At 62.3% G+C, this 18,478-nt stretch carries 17 protein-coding genes; 10 read left to right on the forward strand and 7 right to left on the reverse strand.

Annotated features, from left to right (window positions below):
• Positions 1 to 25: 25 nt before the first annotated feature.
• Positions 26 to 1,183: an MFS transporter gene (locus tag DIE17_RS13930; protein WP_124921023.1), complete on the forward strand. Its 1,158-nt coding sequence runs from the start codon at positions 26 to 28 to the stop codon at positions 1,181 to 1,183.
• Between the two features lie 53 nt (positions 1,184 to 1,236).
• Here DIE17_RS13930 and DIE17_RS13935 read toward each other — a convergent pair whose 3' ends face one another.
• The 3 genes from DIE17_RS13935 to aspA all read right to left on the reverse strand — a co-directional run bounded on the left by DIE17_RS13935 (position 1,237) and on the right by aspA (position 3,621).
• The gene (locus DIE17_RS13935) at positions 1,237 to 1,935 is read right to left on the reverse strand and encodes an HAD family hydrolase (RefSeq protein ID WP_260439235.1); all 699 of its coding nucleotides are present in this window, start codon (positions 1,933 to 1,935) and stop codon (positions 1,237 to 1,239) included.
• A gap of 35 nt (positions 1,936 to 1,970) precedes the next feature.
• Complete coding sequence (locus DIE17_RS37415; protein WP_185735372.1) at positions 1,971 to 2,129, reverse strand: hypothetical protein; 159 nt, start codon at positions 2,127 to 2,129, stop codon at positions 1,971 to 1,973.
• Between the two features lie 61 nt (positions 2,130 to 2,190).
• Positions 2,191 to 3,621 (reverse strand): aspartate ammonia-lyase, encoded by a 1,431-nt coding sequence (gene aspA, locus DIE17_RS13940; RefSeq protein WP_124921024.1) that lies wholly within the window; start codon positions 3,619 to 3,621, stop codon positions 2,191 to 2,193.
• Between the two features lie 381 nt (positions 3,622 to 4,002).
• Between aspA and DIE17_RS13945 the strand changes: the two genes are divergently transcribed.
• The 7 genes from DIE17_RS13945 (at position 4,003) to DIE17_RS13975 (ending at position 9,850) form a co-directional block, all read left to right on the forward strand.
• Positions 4,003 to 4,554, forward strand: coding sequence for a cupin domain-containing protein (locus DIE17_RS13945; RefSeq protein ID WP_081069970.1), 552 nt, complete (start codon positions 4,003 to 4,005; stop codon positions 4,552 to 4,554).
• Between the two features lie 59 nt (positions 4,555 to 4,613).
• Positions 4,614 to 5,330 (forward strand): alpha/beta fold hydrolase, encoded by a 717-nt coding sequence (locus DIE17_RS13950; protein WP_260439236.1) that lies wholly within the window; start codon positions 4,614 to 4,616, stop codon positions 5,328 to 5,330.
• Complete coding sequence (locus DIE17_RS13955) at positions 5,327 to 6,151, forward strand: aspartate dehydrogenase (RefSeq protein WP_124921026.1); 825 nt, start codon at positions 5,327 to 5,329, stop codon at positions 6,149 to 6,151. Before DIE17_RS13950 ends, DIE17_RS13955 begins: the two co-directional genes overlap by 4 nt.
• A gap of 11 nt (positions 6,152 to 6,162) precedes the next feature.
• Complete coding sequence (locus tag DIE17_RS13960) at positions 6,163 to 6,915, forward strand: SDR family oxidoreductase (RefSeq protein WP_124921027.1); 753 nt, start codon at positions 6,163 to 6,165, stop codon at positions 6,913 to 6,915.
• A gap of 15 nt (positions 6,916 to 6,930) precedes the next feature.
• Positions 6,931 to 7,515 carry an NIPSNAP family protein gene (locus DIE17_RS13965; protein ID WP_124921028.1) on the forward strand — a complete coding sequence of 195 codons (585 nt, stop codon included), beginning with the start codon at positions 6,931 to 6,933 and terminating at the stop codon, positions 7,513 to 7,515.
• A 120-nt stretch (positions 7,516 to 7,635) separates the two neighbouring features.
• On the forward strand, positions 7,636 to 8,688 hold the full coding sequence (locus tag DIE17_RS13970) for a glycosyltransferase family 4 protein (RefSeq protein ID WP_124921029.1): 1,053 nt from the start codon (positions 7,636 to 7,638) through the stop codon (positions 8,686 to 8,688).
• A 58-nt stretch (positions 8,689 to 8,746) separates the two neighbouring features.
• On the forward strand, positions 8,747 to 9,850 hold the full coding sequence (locus DIE17_RS13975; protein ID WP_260439240.1) for an MFS transporter: 1,104 nt from the start codon (positions 8,747 to 8,749) through the stop codon (positions 9,848 to 9,850).
• A gap of 55 nt (positions 9,851 to 9,905) precedes the next feature.
• Here DIE17_RS13975 and DIE17_RS13980 read toward each other — a convergent pair whose 3' ends face one another.
• The 4 genes from DIE17_RS13980 to DIE17_RS13995 all read right to left on the reverse strand — a co-directional run bounded on the left by DIE17_RS13980 (position 9,906) and on the right by DIE17_RS13995 (position 15,403).
• The gene (locus DIE17_RS13980) at positions 9,906 to 11,054 is read right to left on the reverse strand and encodes a branched-chain amino acid ABC transporter substrate-binding protein (RefSeq protein WP_124921053.1); all 1,149 of its coding nucleotides are present in this window, start codon (positions 11,052 to 11,054) and stop codon (positions 9,906 to 9,908) included.
• Between the two features lie 100 nt (positions 11,055 to 11,154).
• Entirely contained in the window at positions 11,155 to 12,282 is a 1,128-nt protein-coding gene (locus tag DIE17_RS13985) for a porin (protein ID WP_124921031.1), read from the reverse strand.
• Between the two features lie 187 nt (positions 12,283 to 12,469).
• Complete coding sequence (locus DIE17_RS13990; RefSeq protein WP_124921032.1) at positions 12,470 to 13,849, reverse strand: purine-cytosine permease family protein; 1,380 nt, start codon at positions 13,847 to 13,849, stop codon at positions 12,470 to 12,472.
• A 465-nt stretch (positions 13,850 to 14,314) separates the two neighbouring features.
• The gene (locus DIE17_RS13995) at positions 14,315 to 15,403 is read right to left on the reverse strand and encodes a LacI family DNA-binding transcriptional regulator (protein WP_059853814.1); all 1,089 of its coding nucleotides are present in this window, start codon (positions 15,401 to 15,403) and stop codon (positions 14,315 to 14,317) included.
• Positions 15,404 to 15,804: 401 nt separating this feature from the next.
• Between DIE17_RS13995 and DIE17_RS14000 the strand changes: the two genes are divergently transcribed.
• On the forward strand, positions 15,805 to 16,839 hold the full coding sequence (locus DIE17_RS14000) for a proline racemase family protein (RefSeq protein ID WP_124921033.1): 1,035 nt from the start codon (positions 15,805 to 15,807) through the stop codon (positions 16,837 to 16,839).
• Complete coding sequence (locus DIE17_RS14005) at positions 16,730 to 18,382, forward strand: aldehyde dehydrogenase family protein (protein ID WP_260439238.1); 1,653 nt, start codon at positions 16,730 to 16,732, stop codon at positions 18,380 to 18,382. The genes DIE17_RS14000 and DIE17_RS14005 overlap by 110 nt, the downstream gene beginning before the upstream one ends.
• Positions 18,383 to 18,478 lie beyond the last annotated feature (96 nt).

An 18,478-nucleotide genomic window follows, 5' to 3' on the forward strand; every position in this document is an offset into this window, starting at 1 on the left:
TTCATCTGTTCACGCGTGTCACGGCATGACTTCATATCGACCGACGGCCCGAGTCGCGGCACGCGTCGTATTCTTCGTGGCCGGATTCGGCGCAGCGTGCTGGGCATCGCTCGTTCCGTTCGTCAAACAGCGGGCGGCCCTCGACGAGGCGACACTCGGCATGTTGCTGCTATGTATGGGCGCAGGCTCCGTGATCGCGATGATGTTGACGGGCGCACTAGGCACACGGTTCGGCAGCAAGCCGATCGTCGTCGTCGGTGGCGTCGCGCTGGCCGTGATCCTGCCGCTTCTCGCGATTGCGCACGACGCCGTCACGTTGGGCATTGCGCTGTTCGGATTCGGTGCTGCGCTCGGTTCGCTGGATGTCGCGATGAATATCAACGCGGTCGAGGTCGAGCGCGTCGAAGGGCGGCCGCTGATGGCGGGGTTTCATGCTCATTACAGCATGGGTGGATGTGGCGGCTCGGCGTTGGCGACCTTTCTGCTGACCGCGCGGACAGGCGTGCTCGCGAGTATGCTGCTGTGTTCGGCACTGATGTTCGCCGGGATCCTGATTGCACGGTCCCACCTGATCGAAACACCGCGGGAACGGGGCGGTCCGCTCTTTGCGGTGCCGCGCGGCATCGTGGTGTTACTGGCGAGTCTGGTGGCCGTTTCATTTCTCCTCGACGGCGTACTGCTCGGCTGGGGCGCGTTGTTCATTTCCGGCAAAGGGCTGGTTCCCGCCACGCAGGGCGGGCTCGGCTACATGCTTTTCTCGATCGCGATGATGGTCGGTCGGTTGAGTGGCGACACGTTGGCCGCCCGCGCCGGCGACCGGTCGATGATGTTCTGGAGCGGATCGATCGCCACGATGGGCATGGTCGTTCTAATCGTTGCGCCGCTCGCTCCGATTGCGCTGGCCAGCTTTCTGGCGATCGGGCTGGGTGCGTCGAATGTCGTGCCGACCATGTTTCGCCGGGCCGGGGCCCAATGCGCGATGTCGCCGTCGCTCGCCGTCGTGGCGATCACGATGACCGGCTATACGGGCAATCTTGTTGGCCCGGCCGGCATCGGCTTCATCGCCGATAAAGTGGGATTGTCGACCGCGTTCTGGCTGTTGGCCGGCCTGATTTGCTTGATTCCGTGTTGCGCCGGCATCGTCACGCACCCGCAAGCGGCGAGTGCTCGGCCTGCCGCGTGAACAGTCAGCCTTGTCTCGCGACGATCTCGGATGCTTGCGGGGCGACGTACGGATCAGCCGTTAGCGGCAGGTGCGGGCGCGCGTTCGAGATCCGGCCATGCGCGGTTCAATGCCTCCAGATCCTGGAACACCGCGATCGTTCGCGGAAACGGATTCGGTTCCGTCGCAGCAACGATTCCGACGAACGGCATGCCGATTTGCGCGGCCGCCTGAAGCTCGGTCATCGAGTCGCCGATGGCGAGGACCTGGTCGGGAAGCCAGCACCCTGAACGCACGATATCGGCGAATGCATCGACCTTTGCTGTCGGCGAACCGACAATGGTATCGAAATAGTGATCGAGACGGCGTTGCGCAGTGATCGCGACGAGGTCGTGATGGGCCGTCCCGGACACGAGATGCAATGACAGTTGTGTGCTTGAACGCTCCAGGAACGCACGCGCCCCCGGTAGTTCCGGGCACGAGCCGACGCGCGCCATCAGCAGCATGCTGTACTGGTTCGCGAGACGCGCTATGGTCGCTTCGTCGGGTATTCTGCCGAAGACATTGCGTTCGAAGTACCGGAATTTCTCCGCTCGGCCAATACCGCCATGCTGCGCCTGATAGGCAAGGATCGCGGCCTTCTGGCTTTCGTCGAGGCGACCACCGTAGCAGTCTATGAACAAATCCGCTTTCAGTTGAACGGAGTCCAGGATGACGCCGTCGAAATCGAATGCGATGGCTTTGATGCGCGTTGCGTCTGCGGAATCTGGCAAGTCGAACTCCTGGCGAATGGGCGACGGGCGGGGCATCATTTGCCGCGCATGAAGAAGCAATAGGCCGCGACGCCAACCACGGCGGCGGTCAGTCCCAGCAATCCGAACCCCGCGAGAGCGAGGTAGCGTGGTGGAATGGCGTGGGCCAGCAGGCCGTACCAGCCAGTCGGTAGCGTCACGAAGTGATCAAGCACGATGATGACCCGTTCAATGTGAGGTGACGTGCTGGTGTCGCGTCACCGACTGGACACCCGATTAGCGGATCAGTTGAATGCGAACCTGACCTGCAGGTTCCGTGAGCACTTCCGGCCGAAGAATGGCAGCCAGTTCGTCCGCACTCAGCAGTCCACGCTCGAGCACGATCTCCGACACGCTGCGCCCCGATTCGAGCGCAACGCGTGCGACTTCGGTTGCGTTTGCATAGCCGATGTACGGATTGAGTGCAGTCACGATGCCGATCGAACGTTGCACGCTGTCGAGCAGATGGTCGCGGTTTGCCGTAATACCGACGACACAGCGTCGGGTCAGCGTCTCGCAGCCGGCCTTCAGATGCACCAGACTCTTGAACAGGCTGTGAGCGATGATCGGCTCGAATGCATTGAGCTGCAGCTGTCCGCCTTCCGCCGCGAGCGTGATCGTGATGTCGTTGCCGATCACTTCAAAGGCGATCTGGTTCACGACTTCGGGAATCACGGGATTGACCTTGCCCGGCATGATGCTCGAACCAGCCTGCCGCGGCGGCAGGTTGATCTCGCCGAGCCCGGCGCGCGGGCCGGACGACAGTAGGCGCAGATCGTTGCAAACCTTCGACAACTTCACCGCGACGCGCTTCAGTACGCCCGACAGTTGCACGAACGCGCCCACGTCCTGGGTCGCTTCGATCAGATTCGACGCCGTCACGAAGTCGAGTCCGGTGATCGCGCTTAGGTGTCGGCACACGCTAGCCGCATAGTCCGGGTGGGCGGTGATGCCGGTGCCGATCGCAGTGGCGCCGAGATTGATTTCCCGCAGAAGGGCCGCCGCTTCGGTGAGTCGCGCTTCGTCCTCGGCGAGCATCACTGCGTACGACGCGAATTCCTGCCCGAGCGTCATCGGAACCGCATCCTGTAATTGAGTGCGGCCCATTTTCAGTACGGTCGCGAATTCCGTGGCCTTCGCATCGAAAGCGGCACGCAGTTCCGCCATCGCTGAAACCAGCTCGACGATTAGCCGTTGCAGCGCGAGCTTGATCGCCGTGGGGTACACATCGTTCGTGCTCTGACTCATGTTGACGTCTTCGTTGGGATGCAGGAGCGCGTATTCGCCGCGGCTATGCCCGGCAAGCTCCAGCGCGCGGTTTGCGATAACTTCGTTCGCGTTCATGTTCGTCGACGTGCCGGCGCCGCCTTGAATCACGTCGATCGGGAACTGGTCGTGGAGCGCTCCTTCGCGGATTTCCCGGCATGCTTCGACGATCCAGCCGGCCTTGTCTCGCGACAGGAGGCCAAGATCGGCATTGGCGAGTGCGGCAGCACCCTTGATTTCGGCGAGCGCCTGTACCAACGCCGCATAGCTGCCGACCGCGACGCCGCTGATCGGAAAGTTGTCGATCGCGCGCAGCGTATGGATGCCGTAGTAGGCGTCGGCCGGGACAGGGAGGTCGCCAAGCAGGTCATGCTCGAGGCGGGTATCAGCGAAGACGTTCATGTATTCCTCAGTCGAAAGTGAAATCTTTTTCAGTAACACCCGGTTTGCGCGGGTTTCGTCTCTCGGTACGTGTCGAGCCCGGAAACGTTGGCTTGGCGCGCTATCCAGCGGATCTGCTTCGGCCACTCGGTTTGATCAAAATCATAGCTGAACACGGCAAAAAATGAAATCCTTTACATCGGTTATGAATCTCGCTACGATGCAGTTATCGGCTCGCGCTTGGGCTTTCATCGGTTAGTTTGGCTGGATCGATGTGCGCCGCAGCGGTGAGGCAGGCACTGGCGTTGAGAAAAATAGCCTGGAAAATGTAATCGATTACTAGGGTTTCTCCGGGGCAACCACATGGTTGACCAGCAAGCCCGCTTTCAGATGAGGTGACAAATGAATCATCCGGCAGCAACAGATACGCAGGAAACGAAGGACGCAATTCAGGAGGCCGCGCGAGCAGGCGGCAAGTACATGGTCGTGACGCCTGACGGCGAGGAAAGCTACTGGCAGCCGCAGCCGGCCAACGGCCATGCGTCGGTGCATGTCGCGCCGCACCTCGTGCCGATGGACGTGAAGTTCTCGGCGGGCACCCAGACGTTGCCGCCGGGCGGCGTCGTGCGCAAGCATTCGCACGACGCGAACGAGGAAGTGCTGCACTTCATCTCGGGGTCGGGCAAGGCGATCCTGGACGGCGAAGAGTATCGGCTGGGCGCCGGCACGACGCTATTCCTCGGCAAGCTGCGCACGCATACGTTCATCAACGACGGGGATACCGACCTGCACTGGGCATGGTTCTTCGTACCGTCCGGCCTCGAGACGTTCTTCCGCGATATCGGCCGCACGCGTCAGCCGGGCGAGCAGCCCCCCGAGCCGTTCGATCGGCCGGAGAACGTGGCCGAAATCGAGGCGCGCACCGTCTTCACGACGGGTGCGGGCAAGCAGTGACTGCGGCGAGCGCGATGAACGCCGTTCATTACGAAAGCCAGGGCGACGGCCGCGCGGTCGTGCTGATCGCGGGGCTCGGCGGGCTTGGCGCGTTTTGGAAGCCCGTCGTGCCGCTGCTGGCGCGACATTTCCGGGTGCTCACCTTCGATCACCCGGGTGTCGGCCGCAGTGCGCCGCCGGCCGCGCAGACGATTCCGGCGATTGCCGCTGCGGTGCTGAACGTGCTCGACCGTGAATCGATCGGAGCAGCTCACATCGTCGGTCATTCGACCGGCAGCCTCGTCGCTCAGACGCTCGGCCTCGATCACCCGGGCCGCTGCGACAGGCTAGTGCTGAGCGGCGGATGGGCGAAGCCGGACCGGCGGTTTCGCGATCTGTTCGCGTTCCGCCGCTATCTGCTGGAACGGGTCGGGCCGTCCGCGTATTCGGCGCTGTCGAAGATCGGCGGTTACGACGGGCAATGGTATGACCGGCATCTCGCGGCCGACACGTCGCCCGACTTTGATGCCGCGATACCGATGGATGTCGAGACCGTGGCGAGCCGAATCGACATGCTGCTCGCGTACGAGCGTGCCGATGAACTGGCGCGTCTGGAGCAGGACGTCCTAGTCGTTGGCGCGGAGGACGATTTCATCGTCCCGTTCTACAACTCGGCCGATCTTGCGGACCGGATCCCTCGCAGCCAACTGGAAAAGGTCGACGGTGGACATTTCTTTCCGCAGGTCGCGCCCGATGTATTCGCGATGCTCGTAAGTTCATTTCTGGAGCGCACATGAATCACGTTTCTGCCTCGCATTCGCACGCGGAACGCATTGCCGTCATCGGCATGGGGGCGATGGGGCGCCGCGTCGTTGCATCTCTTCGTGCAGGCGCGCACGGCAATCTTCCCGTCGCGGGCTTCGATCCGCACGGTGACGCCGCACTGCTCAAACGTGACCTGAACGTCGAGCTGTTTTCGACCGTCGATGAGCTGCTCGCGTGGAAGCCGACGGTCGTCGTCGAATGCGCGGGCCACCAAGCCGTCGAGCACGTCGTCGCACCCTGCCTCGAGCGCGGTGTCGATGCGATCGTTGCGTCGGTCGGCGCGCTGTCGTCAAAGTCGCTGCGCGCGAAGCTTCACGACGCGCAGTTGAGCGGCCAGTCCGAATTGACCGTGGTGTCAGGCGCGATCGGCGGTCTCGATGCCCTCAGCGCTGCCCGCGGCAGCGGCATTCAATCGGTCCGCTACATCGGTCGCAAGCCGCCGCGCGCGTGGGTTGGGTCACCGGCCGAAGCGCAATTCGAACTGACCGCCATCACCGAACCGACCGTGATCTTCGAGGGCAGTGCAGCCGAGTCGGCGCGCCTTTACCCGAAGAACGCGAACGTAACAGCTGCAGTCGCGCTGGCTGGCATCGGTTTCGAGAACACGGTCGTCACGATGATGGCCGATCCGGGCGTTGACAAGAACGTACACGAGGTCGAAGCGACCGGGCCGTTTGGTCGGCTCGTCATTCGACTGGAAAACAACCCGCTGCCTGACAACCCGCGCACGTCGTGGCTTGCAGCATTGAGCATCGAAGACGCGATTCTGCGACGTCTTCAGCACGTGATCTGAGTGAGGATGAAATGCGACTGAAAGGAAAAATTGCGCTGGTTACAGGCGCTGCTGCTGGCATCGGTGCGGCGACGGCCGAGCGTTTCGTGAAGGAAGGCGCGCGGGTCGTGCTCGCCGACCGCGACTATGACGGCGCGCGCAAGGTGGCCGAGGAAATCGGCGACGACGCATTTCCCGTCCAGGTCGATGTGACGAGTTCGCAGCAGGTGAAGGAGATGATCCAGGCATCGCTGGATCGCTTCGACGGCCTCGATATCCTCGTGAACAACGCGGGTCTCGGCACGCGCGGCAGCGTCGTGACGATCGAAGAGGACGAGTGGGATCGCCTGATCGACGTCAACCTGAAGAGCGTGTACCTGGTATCGAAATATGCCATTCCGCAGATGGTCAAGCGTGGCGGCGGGTCGATCGTGAACCTCGCGTCGACCGTGTCGGTAGCAGGGATTCCCGATCGCGCCGCGTACGTGGCGGCCAAGGGCGGCGTCGCTGCGCTGACCCGCGCGATGGCACTCGACCACGCGGAAGAGAATATTCGCGTGAACAGCGTGGCACCGGGAGTGACGTGGTCCAACTACTACGAAAAGATGCTGAAGGAAGTGCCGGATCCGGAAGGCTTTGTCGCGGCGCTGAAGGCGCGCGCACCGGTGAATCGCTACGCGACTCCGGAGGAAATCTCCACGGCGATCCTCTACCTGGCGTCGGACGAATCGTCGTTCGTCACCGGCTCGATGATCACGGTCGACGGCGGCTATACGGCCCGCTGATCATCGGGGGCACGAATGATTCACGAACTTCGCGATTATGTGATCGAATGCGATCGGGCGCCGGGTTATTTCGCACTGTTCCGGGACGTCGGTATGCCAATCCGTGGCAGCGAATACGGGCGGCTCGTCGGCAACTGGATAGTCGACGAAGGCACGATCCGCTTCCTGCACCTGTGGTCGTATGCATCTCTGGCGGAGCGCGCGGAGAAGCGTGCGGCACTCGGCAAGGTGCCTGAATGGACCGGCACATTCCTGCCCGGCGCGGTTGCTCACGTGTCTTCGCAATCGATCACGATCCTGAATCCGGTAGCCGGAGCGATTGCGGAACGCGGCGCACATTCGCTCGCGCACCGGCCGGGAGTGCTGCATGCGCTGCGCTGCAAGCTCGGCAAGGCCGCGCAGGTGGCCGCCATGCTGGCGCGGGCGCACGCCGATGCGGACGGCGTGTGGGTGGCAGAGTTTCCCGATCCGAACGCGGTGTATTTGCTGAACCGCAGCGAGGCTCCGCTTGCCGATCAGGTGGAACTCGCCGAAATCGGCGTAGTGAACGTGTTGTGTACGCCGATCGACGCCGGTCCATATCGATCGCCACTCGATTGATTGGCATCTCCGGACGGATTGATGCCCGGGTAAGTCATTCACGCGTGAGGCTCTCAGCCTCTTTGGCGCAGCCGCCATGCCGCTGCGCCTTTTTTATTGAACTCGAATTTCGTCATTGTCATGCGCATTGCACAGATTGCCCCCCTTCATGAAGCCGTGCCGCCGAAGCTTTACGGCGGCACCGAACGCGTCGTTTCCTACCTGACGGATGCACTGGTCCAGCTCGGTCACGACGTGACGCTGTTCGCGAGCGGTGACTCGATCACCGATGCGACGCTGCGCGCATGCTGGCCCACGGCGCTGCGTCTGGACTCGACGATCCGCGATCCGATCGCACCGCATTTCTTGATGCTGGAACAGGTGAGGGCCGTTGCCCATGAGTTCGACATCCTCCATTTCCATCTGGACTATCTGCCGTTTTCGCTGTTCGGCGACCTTGGTGTACCGTTCGTGACGACGCTGCATGGGCGACTCGATCTAGCTGAAATCCATCCGGTGTTCGCACAACATCCCGATACGTCGCTCGTATCGATCTCCGACGCGCAGCGGCTGCCGATGCCGCACCCGGGGTGGACGGCGACCGTCCAGCACGGGCTTCCGAACGGCCTGCTGACCCCGCAAGCCAACGGCGACGGCGACTATCTTGCGTTCCTCGGACGCATTTGTCCGGAAAAGGGTGTCGATGCGGCGATCCATATCGCCACGGAAGCAGGCTTGCCGCTGAAGATCGCGGCGAAGGTCGACAAAGCCGACGTCGCTTACTTCGAACGCGAGATCGCGCCGTTGCTGCAGCAGGCCAACGTCGAGTTCATCGGCGAGATCAACGAGCTGCAGAAACCCGAATTCCTGTCCAATGCCCGCGCGATGTTGTTGCCGATCGACTGGCCAGAGCCATTCGGGCTGGTGATGATCGAGGCGATGGCGTGCGGAACGCCGACGATCGCGTTCCGCCGCGGCTCGGTTCCTGAGGTCATCGACGACGGCGTGACGGGCTATGTCGTCGATACGGTCGCGCAGGCCGTCGACGCGGTCGAGCGATCGAAGACGCTGTCGCGTAGCGCCATTCGCCGCGTGTTCGAGCAGCGTTTCGACGCGCGGCGCATGGCGAACGACTATGTCGACGTGTATCGCGAGGTCATCGGCGCGAGTGTTCCCGAGGTGCAACTTGTATAGCGCTGGCGATGCAGAGCCGGTCGCCGCGGCCGACCGGAAACCGGCTGGCGGGAACGGCATCGCAGCAACCCGGGCCGCTTTCTTCGTCGCGGGCATGAGTGTCGCCGCATGGGCACCGCTCGTGCCGTATGCAAAGGAGCGACTGGGCGTGGACGACGCGAAGCTCGGATTCCTGCTGCTGTGCCTCGGGATCGGGTCGATTGGATGCATGCCGTTGTGCCAGCGCTTGGTCGGGCGCTTCGGTTGCCGACGCATGATCGGCACGGGCACGGCAATGATTGCGATCGCATTGCCGCTGCTCGCGCTGATGTCCACGATGGGCGCGATGGCAGCAGCATTGCTGCTGTTCGGTGCGGGCATGGGGATGATTGACGTCACGATGAACATTCATGCGATGCTCGTCGAACGCGATACGCGGCGGCGCTTGATGTCGGGGTTTCATGGCCTGTTCAGCGTTGGCGGCATCGCGGGATCGATGGCCGGCGGCGCGTTGCTGTCGGCCGGCGCACCGCCGATCGCGGTGTCGCTCGCCGTGGCGGCGGTGGCGGTCGCACTGATCGCGTTCTACGGCCGACATCTAAGGGCGGACGCGGGCGGCGGCAGCGGCACCCGGTTCGTCTTGCCGCAGGGCATCGTCGCCGTGATGGGTGCGATTGCGCTCTGCGTGTTCCTGGTGGAAGGCGCGATGCTCGACTGGAGCGCGCTGTTCCTCACGGCCGTCAAGCAGTACGAGCAGGTGCGTGCGGGATTCGGCTACACCGTGTTCGCTATTGCGATGACGAGTGGCCGGTTGCTCGGCGACGGGCTCGCCCACCGGTTCGGTGCGCAAGCGATGATCGTCGCGGGCGGGATCCTCGGTGCGCTGGGGCTCGTCGTGGCAATCGCCGCACCGTCGGGTGTAAGCGCGATCATCGGTTTCGGCCTCACCGGCATCGGCTGCGCGAACATCGTTCCGCTGCTGTTCGCGGCGGCCGGCCGCCAGCGCGCGATGGAACCGTCCGCCGCAATCACTGCTCTGACGACGCTCGGTTATGGCGGCAACCTGGCGGGACCGGCGGCGGTCGGGTTTTTCGCGCATTCGCTTGGACTGGCCGCGTCGTTTGCGTTGCTCGCCGCGCTGTTGTTGGCAGCTGGCATTGCGGGGTTGAAAGTGGCGCGTTGATCGCCGGAACCGCGGTCGAGGTTGAAGGCGCGCCGAAAAATCGGCACGGCGTCGACTACATGTGAACAGTCTCGACCGGAACGAGTTTGCCGCTCTTGACCGTATAGAGCGTCACTACAGGATCCTTGATATCGCCGCGATCGGTGTAGGCAAGCCGTCCGGTCACGCCGACGTAGTCGGCTTTCGGCAGTGCGGCAAGCACGGCAGTGTGATCGATCGACCCGCTACGCCGCATCGCGTCCGCGATCAGGTAGACCGCGTCGTAAAAGAACGGCGCGAGAAACTTCACCGGCATACCGTATCGCGCTTCGTACGCATGTTCGAATGCGGCGCCGCGCGGCAGCTTTTCGAGCGGAGTGCCGACACTTGAGCACACGACATTTTCCGCGGCCTTGTCTGCAAGGCTGATCATCGTCGGGGTACAGATGCCGTCGCCGCCGAGAATCGGCAGCGCAAGGCCGAGCGTACGCGCCTGCTTCGCAAGCGGGCCGGCCGTAGCGTCCATGCCGCCAAACATGATGGCATCGGCGCGCTCCGACTTGATGCGGGTCAGCACCGCGCGAAAATCGATCGACTTGTCGCTGACGGTCTCGCGGCTCACGATCTCCAGCCCGAGGGTCTTCGCCTTTTTCGAGAATTCGTCGGCGAGCCCTTGGCCGAACGCGCTGGCATCGTCCACGACGACGACGCGGCGCGCATGCAGGCGCCCGGCCGCGTATTGCGCGAGCGCGGGCCCCTGGCTCGCATCGGTCGCCGTCAGTCGGAACGACGTCTTGTAGCCCTGCGTCGTATACGCGGGATTCGACGCGCTCGACAGCAGCGCGATCTGTGCGTTGCTGTACACGCGCGATGCGGGGATGGCGACGCCTGAGTTCATGTGACCGACGACTGCGACCACACCGAGGTCGACGAGTTGCTGGGCGACGACGGTTCCGGTGCGCGGGTCGCCCGCGTCGTCCTCCGACACGAGTTCGAGGCGGACCGGCTTGCCACCGACCTTGAATCCCTTTGCATTGATCTCTTCCACTGCGAGGCGGGCGCCGTTTTCATTGTCCTTGCCGAGATGCGCCTGCGCGCCGGTGAGCGGCGACGCGAAGCCAAGCTTCACGACGGTCGTCGCTTCGCCCGCATCCTGGGCATAAGCAGGGGAGGTGATGCAGGCTGTAGTGGTCAGTGCCACGTACATGGCCACGATTCGGTTCATGTCGTTCCTGCGAGTTTGGTTCATGGGGGGGCTGGAGCGAACGCGGCCGCGGCACACCGGGGCGCATCCGGGCCTGCTGCAGCGGCGTTCGCGGCAACGATCAGAACTTGTGGCGCATGCCGACGATGCCGATCACCTGAGAACTGGCCCCTGCGTCGATATCGATCGAGCCGATCACGGCCTGTGCGGCGCCGAGGCCGTTCTGTCCGCTGGCGTGGGTATAGCCGACCGTCGCATAGACATCCGTGCGCTTGCTCAGCAGGTAGTCGACGCCCAGGTTGACCTGATGATACTTCGCGGACGAATCGCCGTTCGACTTCGTGTAGTTGTAGCCGGCGACCGCGACAAAAATCGGCGATACCTGCCAGTTCGCGAACACGGAGCCGTTGTGATATTTTTCGGACCGGCCGAAGGTCGACGATGCATCCGGCGAATACTCAGAGAAGCTGTAGGCCGCACCGACCGTCATCGGTCCGATCGCATACTGGCCGCCAGCACGCGCGATGCTGACCGAACGGGCCGATGCATACGCCGCGTTGACCGAGCTGTTGAAGAACGTATCGGCCGACGATACGCCACGCGTCGACGCGGCCGCATTGCCGTTGTCGACGCGCAGGTAGCCCGCACCGAGCGACAGAGGACCCTGGCTGTAGCTGATCGCGCCGGAATAGGTTTGCCCCGAACCGACGGAGCCCGCGACACCACCAAACCCGTACATCGCCGACACCGTAAATCCGCCCCACACTGGGCTCGTCCATTTCACCGCGTTATTGAATCTAACGCTGCTGTCGTAGTTGTCGACATCGCCGGGCGTTGCGAAGAAGCCGCTATACGCATCAGCGGTGTACGGCTGCAGCAGGTCGCTGACCGGGTCGTACTGGCGACCGAGTGTTACCGAGCCGAACTGCGCGCTCGTCAGCCCAACGAATGCCTGCCTGCCGAACATCCGACTGCCCTGCTGGAGCTGCCCGGACCCGATGTCGAAGCCGTTCTCGAGCGTGAAAATGGCGCTCAGGCCGCCTCCGAGGTCTTCCGTCCCCTTGAGGCCCCACTGGCTGCCGGAAAGGTTGCCGGAAGACATCTTCCATTGCGAATGCTGGCCGCCGCTGTTGTGAACATAGGCGATGCCCGTATCGACGATGCCGTAAAGCGTGACGGAGCTCTGCGCGCTGGCTGCAGCGGAAAGCGTGCACAACGTTGCGGCCGCGATCAGGTGGATTTTGTTCATTGTCTCACTCACGTTCTGGTGTTGCCGTAGAAAATTGTGGGTCCCGATCGGTCGGATATTTATTCGCATAACTAATGATAAACATTAAAAATATGACGGAAACGGGAGGGAATCGATGCAATACGTTCCGAAGAAAAGGACGCGCGCTAGCGCGTCCAGATTCAGTGCGACGTTGCGTGGTGACCGGTCAGTGCGCGGCCGACGTGCGGTTCGGCAGCAGCGACAGCCCACGATTGCGGTTGGCAAAGTAGTAGAGCGCGCCCGGGACGAGTAGGCTCGGGATCCAGCTGACATCCGCGCCGATGAGGCGGGCGAAGTAGCTGTGATAGAACGACATGTCCATGAATGGAACCTGTACGGCGACCGCGACGATGAAGATCACGAGCGTGCTGATGTTGTACTTGCCGTAGATGCCGTCCTCGTTGTACATGTCGGGTACGCTATATTGACCTTTGCGGATCAGGTAGTAGTCGACGAGATTGATCGAGCTCCACGGCACCAATACATAGATCTGCGCGACGAGAATGTCTGAGAAGTAGTCGTTGAACTTGTACTGCGTGCCGATCGCGATGACTGTTGCAAGGACGGCGATGAGCGCCATGATCACGAACTTCATCGACTTGCTGACACGTGCCATGCCCTTGAAGCCGGTGAAGATCGTCGTGGTCGACATGTACGCGCTGTACAGGTTCAGCACGTTGATCTCGAGCACGCCCAGCACGATGATCACGAGCGCGGGGCGCCCCCAGCCGCCGAACAGGCTGGCAAGACCGGTGCCCGGATCCTTCGTGACGTCCGCGATGCCGGCGGCGAGCACCGCGCCGAGAATCATCACGAGCGTCGAGCCGAGCGCGTTGCCGATGTAGCTGTACCAGAACGTCTGCTTGGTCGAGATGTTCTTCGGCAGATAGCGCGAGTAGTCAGCGACATACGGGCCGAAACCGAGCGTCCACGACGCAGCCTGTGCGACCACCAGCATAAACGCGCTGTTGATGTAGCCGTGATTCGCTGCGGCTGCAGCAGCATGCGGCGGCAGCGGATGCTGATACACGAGGAACGCGGCAGCTGCGAAGATCAGCCCGGACAGCGCAGACATATACGCGCCCATCCGGTGGATCAGCTCGTAGCCGATGTAGCTGATGATGAGCGTCAGCACGCCGAACAGAATGATGGCTTCGTTGTCGCTCATCGGATAGATCGCCTTGATCGAGTCGCGCATTACGACGCCATTGGCGGCGGTGAACAGCACATACGATACGACGACGATGAACAGCGGGATGCCGGCGCCCAGTACACCGAACTGAGCACGGCTCTGGATCATCTGAGGAATGCCGAGGTGGGGGCCCTGTGCCGAGTGGCCGGCCATGAAGATCGTGCCGATGAGGTTGCCGAGAATCAGGCCGACGATGGTCCAGAACACGCTCAGGCCGGCCGCAACACCAAGCGTGCCGACAACAAGCGTGGTGACCTGCATGTTGGCGCTGAACCAGATCGTAAAGAGCCGGCTCGGCTTCCCGTAGCGTTCATTCTCCGGAATGAACTCAATGCTTCTGTTTTCGATATCCATCGCTTCCTCACAGGGGGTAAAGGTTGCTCCGATGAAGGTGGGCCACAGGGGTCCCGTTCCTCGGGCATTCGCCGCTTCGATGACGTCCGGCCGGGTCGTCTTTTTTGCTGTAGCTTGGCCTGTAATGTAATCCTTTACAGTTATGGATCAATGCGGGTCTTCCCTATTTTGAAATGAGTGACTGCCGTAAAACCTCGTGTTAATGCGGGAAGGAGCGAGTCGCTTGGGCAGGTAAGCGCGCAAGCAATCTTCTTCAAGACGACTTGCATCGATAAATTAAGTAAAGGATTACAGTTGGCTTTGATGAGGAGCATCAGGCGGCGGGTGATGCTGCGGACGGTATTGCGGGGAGAGGGAGGGGGCTGGTCCGAGCGGCGTCAGCTGGGAGGTAGTTGGAGACCCGGCCGAGCGCGGGTTCCTGCGAACTGGCGAAGACGAGGTCGGGCGTGCGCCCGACCGGACTTATTATCGCCCCTCGTGTTCGGTTTGAGTGAGTTTGTTGGCCTGCTCCTGGCGAGCCGTGCTCGTGGATTCCCGCACGACAAGGTTGGTTTCGAGGCGAACCGGCATGATCTTGCGTTGATCCGCGAGCGCGCTGATCAGCGCCTGAGCCGAATGCTCGCCCATGTCACGCGCTGGCACCGAAATCGTCGTGAGTGCCGGCGTGAAGACGGTCGCGTAGTCGTCGTTGTCGAACCCCGAAATCGAAAGATCCTCCGGGACACGTATGCCCATACGACGACATTCGGCGATTGCACTCAGGGCAAACGTATCGCTGTTGCAAACGACAGCGGTCGTTTCCGGAAATTCGCCATGGATCTGGCGCATTGCCTCGGCGCCACGGAAAACCGCGGAGCCGTAGCTCTTCTCGATGACGTGGCATCCGTGGGTAATGCCGTGGGCGGCCAGTGTTTCCTCGAACGCCTGAATGCGCGACTGCTGCCTGTCGTTACCGTGAACCGGACCGGCGATCATGACCATGCGTCGATGGCCGAGCCGAATAAGGAACTCGACCATTTGTTTCGTTGCGCTGTAGTTGTCGAAGCCGATCGACGGGAAGTGCTCGTCATTCGTATACGAGTACGTCGTCACGCAGGGAATCTGTTTCTCGAGCAAATACGCACGAAGTGCCGGATCGTCGACGCGGCCCACCATCAGCAGAGCTTCCGCGCCGCGCTCGACGAGTGCGCGAACCTTGTCGAACATCCGTGTATTGTCGAACCCGGTCGTCAGCACGAACACGCTGTAGCCGGCTGCCGTAATACGCTCTTCGAAGCCGTCGACGAGGCGCGCAAAGAATGAATAATCGAGCGTCGGAATGACCGCGCCGATGATGTGCGTTTTCTGCAGTCGCAGTGCCTTGGCCGACGGATTGGGTGTGTAGCCCATCTTTCTCGCGATGGAGATCACCTTCTCGCGCGCCTCTTCGCGCACGAGATGAGGGAGGTTGAACGCGCGCGACACGGTCGCGACCGATACGCCCGCGGCCTTGGCGACGTCCGTGACATTGACCTTCTGAGCCTTCTGGCTCCGCTGTTTCGCTGGATTGTTCATGTTGAATGCGCTCGAAATGGAGGAGCGGGGTCGCGAGCGAGTCCGCAGATGTGCGCTGCGGGCAAATTTGCGGATCGGACGAGAAAACGATTACTTTCTGATGCGGTGGCGGATTCACCTCGACACTCTTCGACCCGCCAAATAACATCATTGCTATCAATGACTTGCAGCGAAGACTCTGGGCGGGGTGCCGTCTGGCGACCACTTTCCACCACACGCGTCATTGTGACGCTGCTATGATACACGTCGGAAACGAGATTTTTCTGAAAAGGTGTGGCTTTTCTGTAAAATATCGATGTGTGTTCGAGTCGCGCTGAGGTCGTAGGATGCACGCGTTGGGAGAAAGGGGGCGCTGTGCGACTTGATATGTAATTGATTACATTTTAGGCTGGAGACAGCAGATGCGGTGGAAGAACTACTACCAGGTCGTGAACTGCCACGCGGAGGGCGAGGTCGGCAAGGTGCTAACTGGCGGTGTGGTGGACGTCCCGGGCGAGACCATGTTCGACAAGCGCGAGTACCTGCGCCTCCACCGGGACGACATCCGGCGTCTTTGTCTGTCCGAGCCGCGCGGCTCGGTGATCGACAGCCTCAATATCGTGCTGCCTTCCGCGCACCCGGAGACGCGCGTCGGGTTCGTGACCGCGGGCGCGACCGACTATCCGGTGATGTCCGGATCCAACCTGATGTGCGTCGCGACCGTGCTGCTCGAGACGGGGATGGTGCCGATGCAGGAGCCAGAGACCCGGTTCGTGCTCGAGGCGCCGGCCGGGGCCGTCCAGGTCACCTGCCAGTGTTCGGGTGGCAAGGTGACGCGTGTGCGCTTCGTCAATCAGCCGGCGTTCGTTTTTTACGAGCAGCACGAAATCCACGTCTCGGGCTTCGGCGCATTGCCTGTCGACATCGCGTACGGCGGCGAAACGTTCGTGCAGATCGACGCGGAAATGCTGGGCCTGCGGCTCGAAGCCGACGAGGCGAAGGAGTTGAGCGAACTGGGCGAACTGATCAAGCGTGCCGCCAGCCAGCAATTGCAGGCCATCCACCCAATGAATACCGCGCTGACGGGTATCACGCAGGCCCAGTTCATGGGCTCGCTCACGCGGACCGACCGAGGTATCCGCTCGCGCAATGCGGTGATCGTCTCGCCGGGGCGGCTCGACCGGTCGCCAGGCGGCACGGCAACGTCCGCGCGTCTCGCACTGTTGCACCGCCGCAAGCAGATCACGCCCGGCGAGATCTTGATTCATGAGTCGATCATCGGTACCTGCTTCGAAGGCTCGATCGAGCGGCAAACTCAGGAGGGGCCTTATCCCGCGGTCGTTACAAGTGTGGCCGGACAAGCATGGATCACCGGCATGCACCAGATTTGCCTGGATACCACCGATCCGCTGGCGTCCGGCTACACACTCTCGGACACGTGGCCTCAGATGGTCTGAGTCACGCGTTTTTCTTTGGTTTTTTGGTAATCGATTACAGGAGTCTAGCATGACACGTCGTTACGATCTTTGGATCGATGGTCAATGGCAAGCCGCGAGCACGCCGGAATCTGTCGCACGGTATTCACCCGCCCATGGCGACAAGCTCGCCGAATATGCGGCCGGCAGCGTAGCGGACCTCGATCGTGCGGTTGGCGCGGCGCGCGCGCGCTTTGATGATCAATCGTGGTCGCGGCTGCCGGGCGCGACCCGTGCCGCGTTGTTGAACGCGTGGGCGGCGTTGATCGAACGAGATACTGAGAAGCTCGCCCGCATCGAGGCCGAAGAGGTCGGCAAACCGATCCGTTTCGCGCGTGCGGAGATTGCGGCATCGGTCGACTTGACCCGTTATGCGGCGTCGCTGGCTTGGCAACTGGGCGGCGACGCATTCAGCAACCTCGGTGCGGACAAGCTCGGCCTCGTCACGCGCGAAGCGCGCGGTGTGGTCGGCATGATCGTGCCGTGGAACTTCCCGCTGGTCACGTTGTTCCAGAAGTTGCCGTTCGCGCTGGCCGCCGGCTGCACGACCGTCATTAAGCCGTCGGAACTGACGTCCGGCACGGCACTCGAAGTGGCGGCGCTCGCGAAGGAAGCCGGTATCCCGGCCGGCGTGATCAACGTCGTGACCGGCACGGGCCCGATCGTCGGCGAGGCGATGTCGAAGCACCCCGGTGTCGACATGGTGTCGTTTACCGGTTCGACGCTGGTCGGCAAGCAGATCGCGCGCAATGCTGCGGAAACGGTCAAGCATGTCGCGCTCGAGCTGGGCGGCAAGGCAGCCAACGTCGTGTTTGCCGATGCGGATCTCGACGCCGCGCTGGACGGCGTGTTGCTCGGCACGATCCTTAACCAAGGCGAAGAGTGCGTCGCGGGGACGCGATTGCTGATCGAGGAATCGGTGGCGGACGCGTTCGTGAGCAAGCTGGTCGAGCGCGCGAAGCGCGTCGTCGTCGGCTTGCCGCTCGACGATCGTTCCGATATCGGCGCGCTGATCCATGAGCAGCACCTGAACAAGGTGCTGGACTATATTCGGATCGGGAAGGAAGAAGGGGCGACACTGGCGGTCGGCGGTGAACGCGTGACGGCGAACGGTCTCGACAAGGGCTTTTTCGTCGGCACCACGATCTTCACCGGCGTCACGCCGGAGATGCGGATTTTCCGCGAGGAGATCTTCGGGCCGGTGCTGACGGTCACGACGTTCAAGGACGTGGACGAAGCCGTGCGGCTTGCCAACGATACGAACTACGGTCTCGGCAACGGCCTGTGGACCAAGGATATCGACAAGGCGATTACGGTGTCCCAGCAACTGCGCAGCGGTACTGTGTTCGTGAATACCTACCTGGAGTCCGCACCGCAGATGCCGTTCGGGGGCTTCAAGGAAAGCGGAGTGGGGCGCGAGAACGGATTGGACGGGCTTCTCGAGTACACGGAGGTCAAGTCGACCTTCATCAAGCTCGGCAAGCGCACGCCGGCATTGCCCGCAACCGTCGTCGACGCGGGCTGACGCGCGAGATTCGCCGGCTTTGTCGCGGCGATGCGACGGCCAGCGGCAGGTAGGATCGGGCCGGCTCGGGTGGCGAGACGGCTCCAACACAGAGTG

Origin of the sequence: Burkholderia sp. Bp9099, assembly GCF_003857805.1 — a bacterium.
Taxonomy (GTDB): domain Bacteria; phylum Pseudomonadota; class Gammaproteobacteria; order Burkholderiales; family Burkholderiaceae; genus Burkholderia.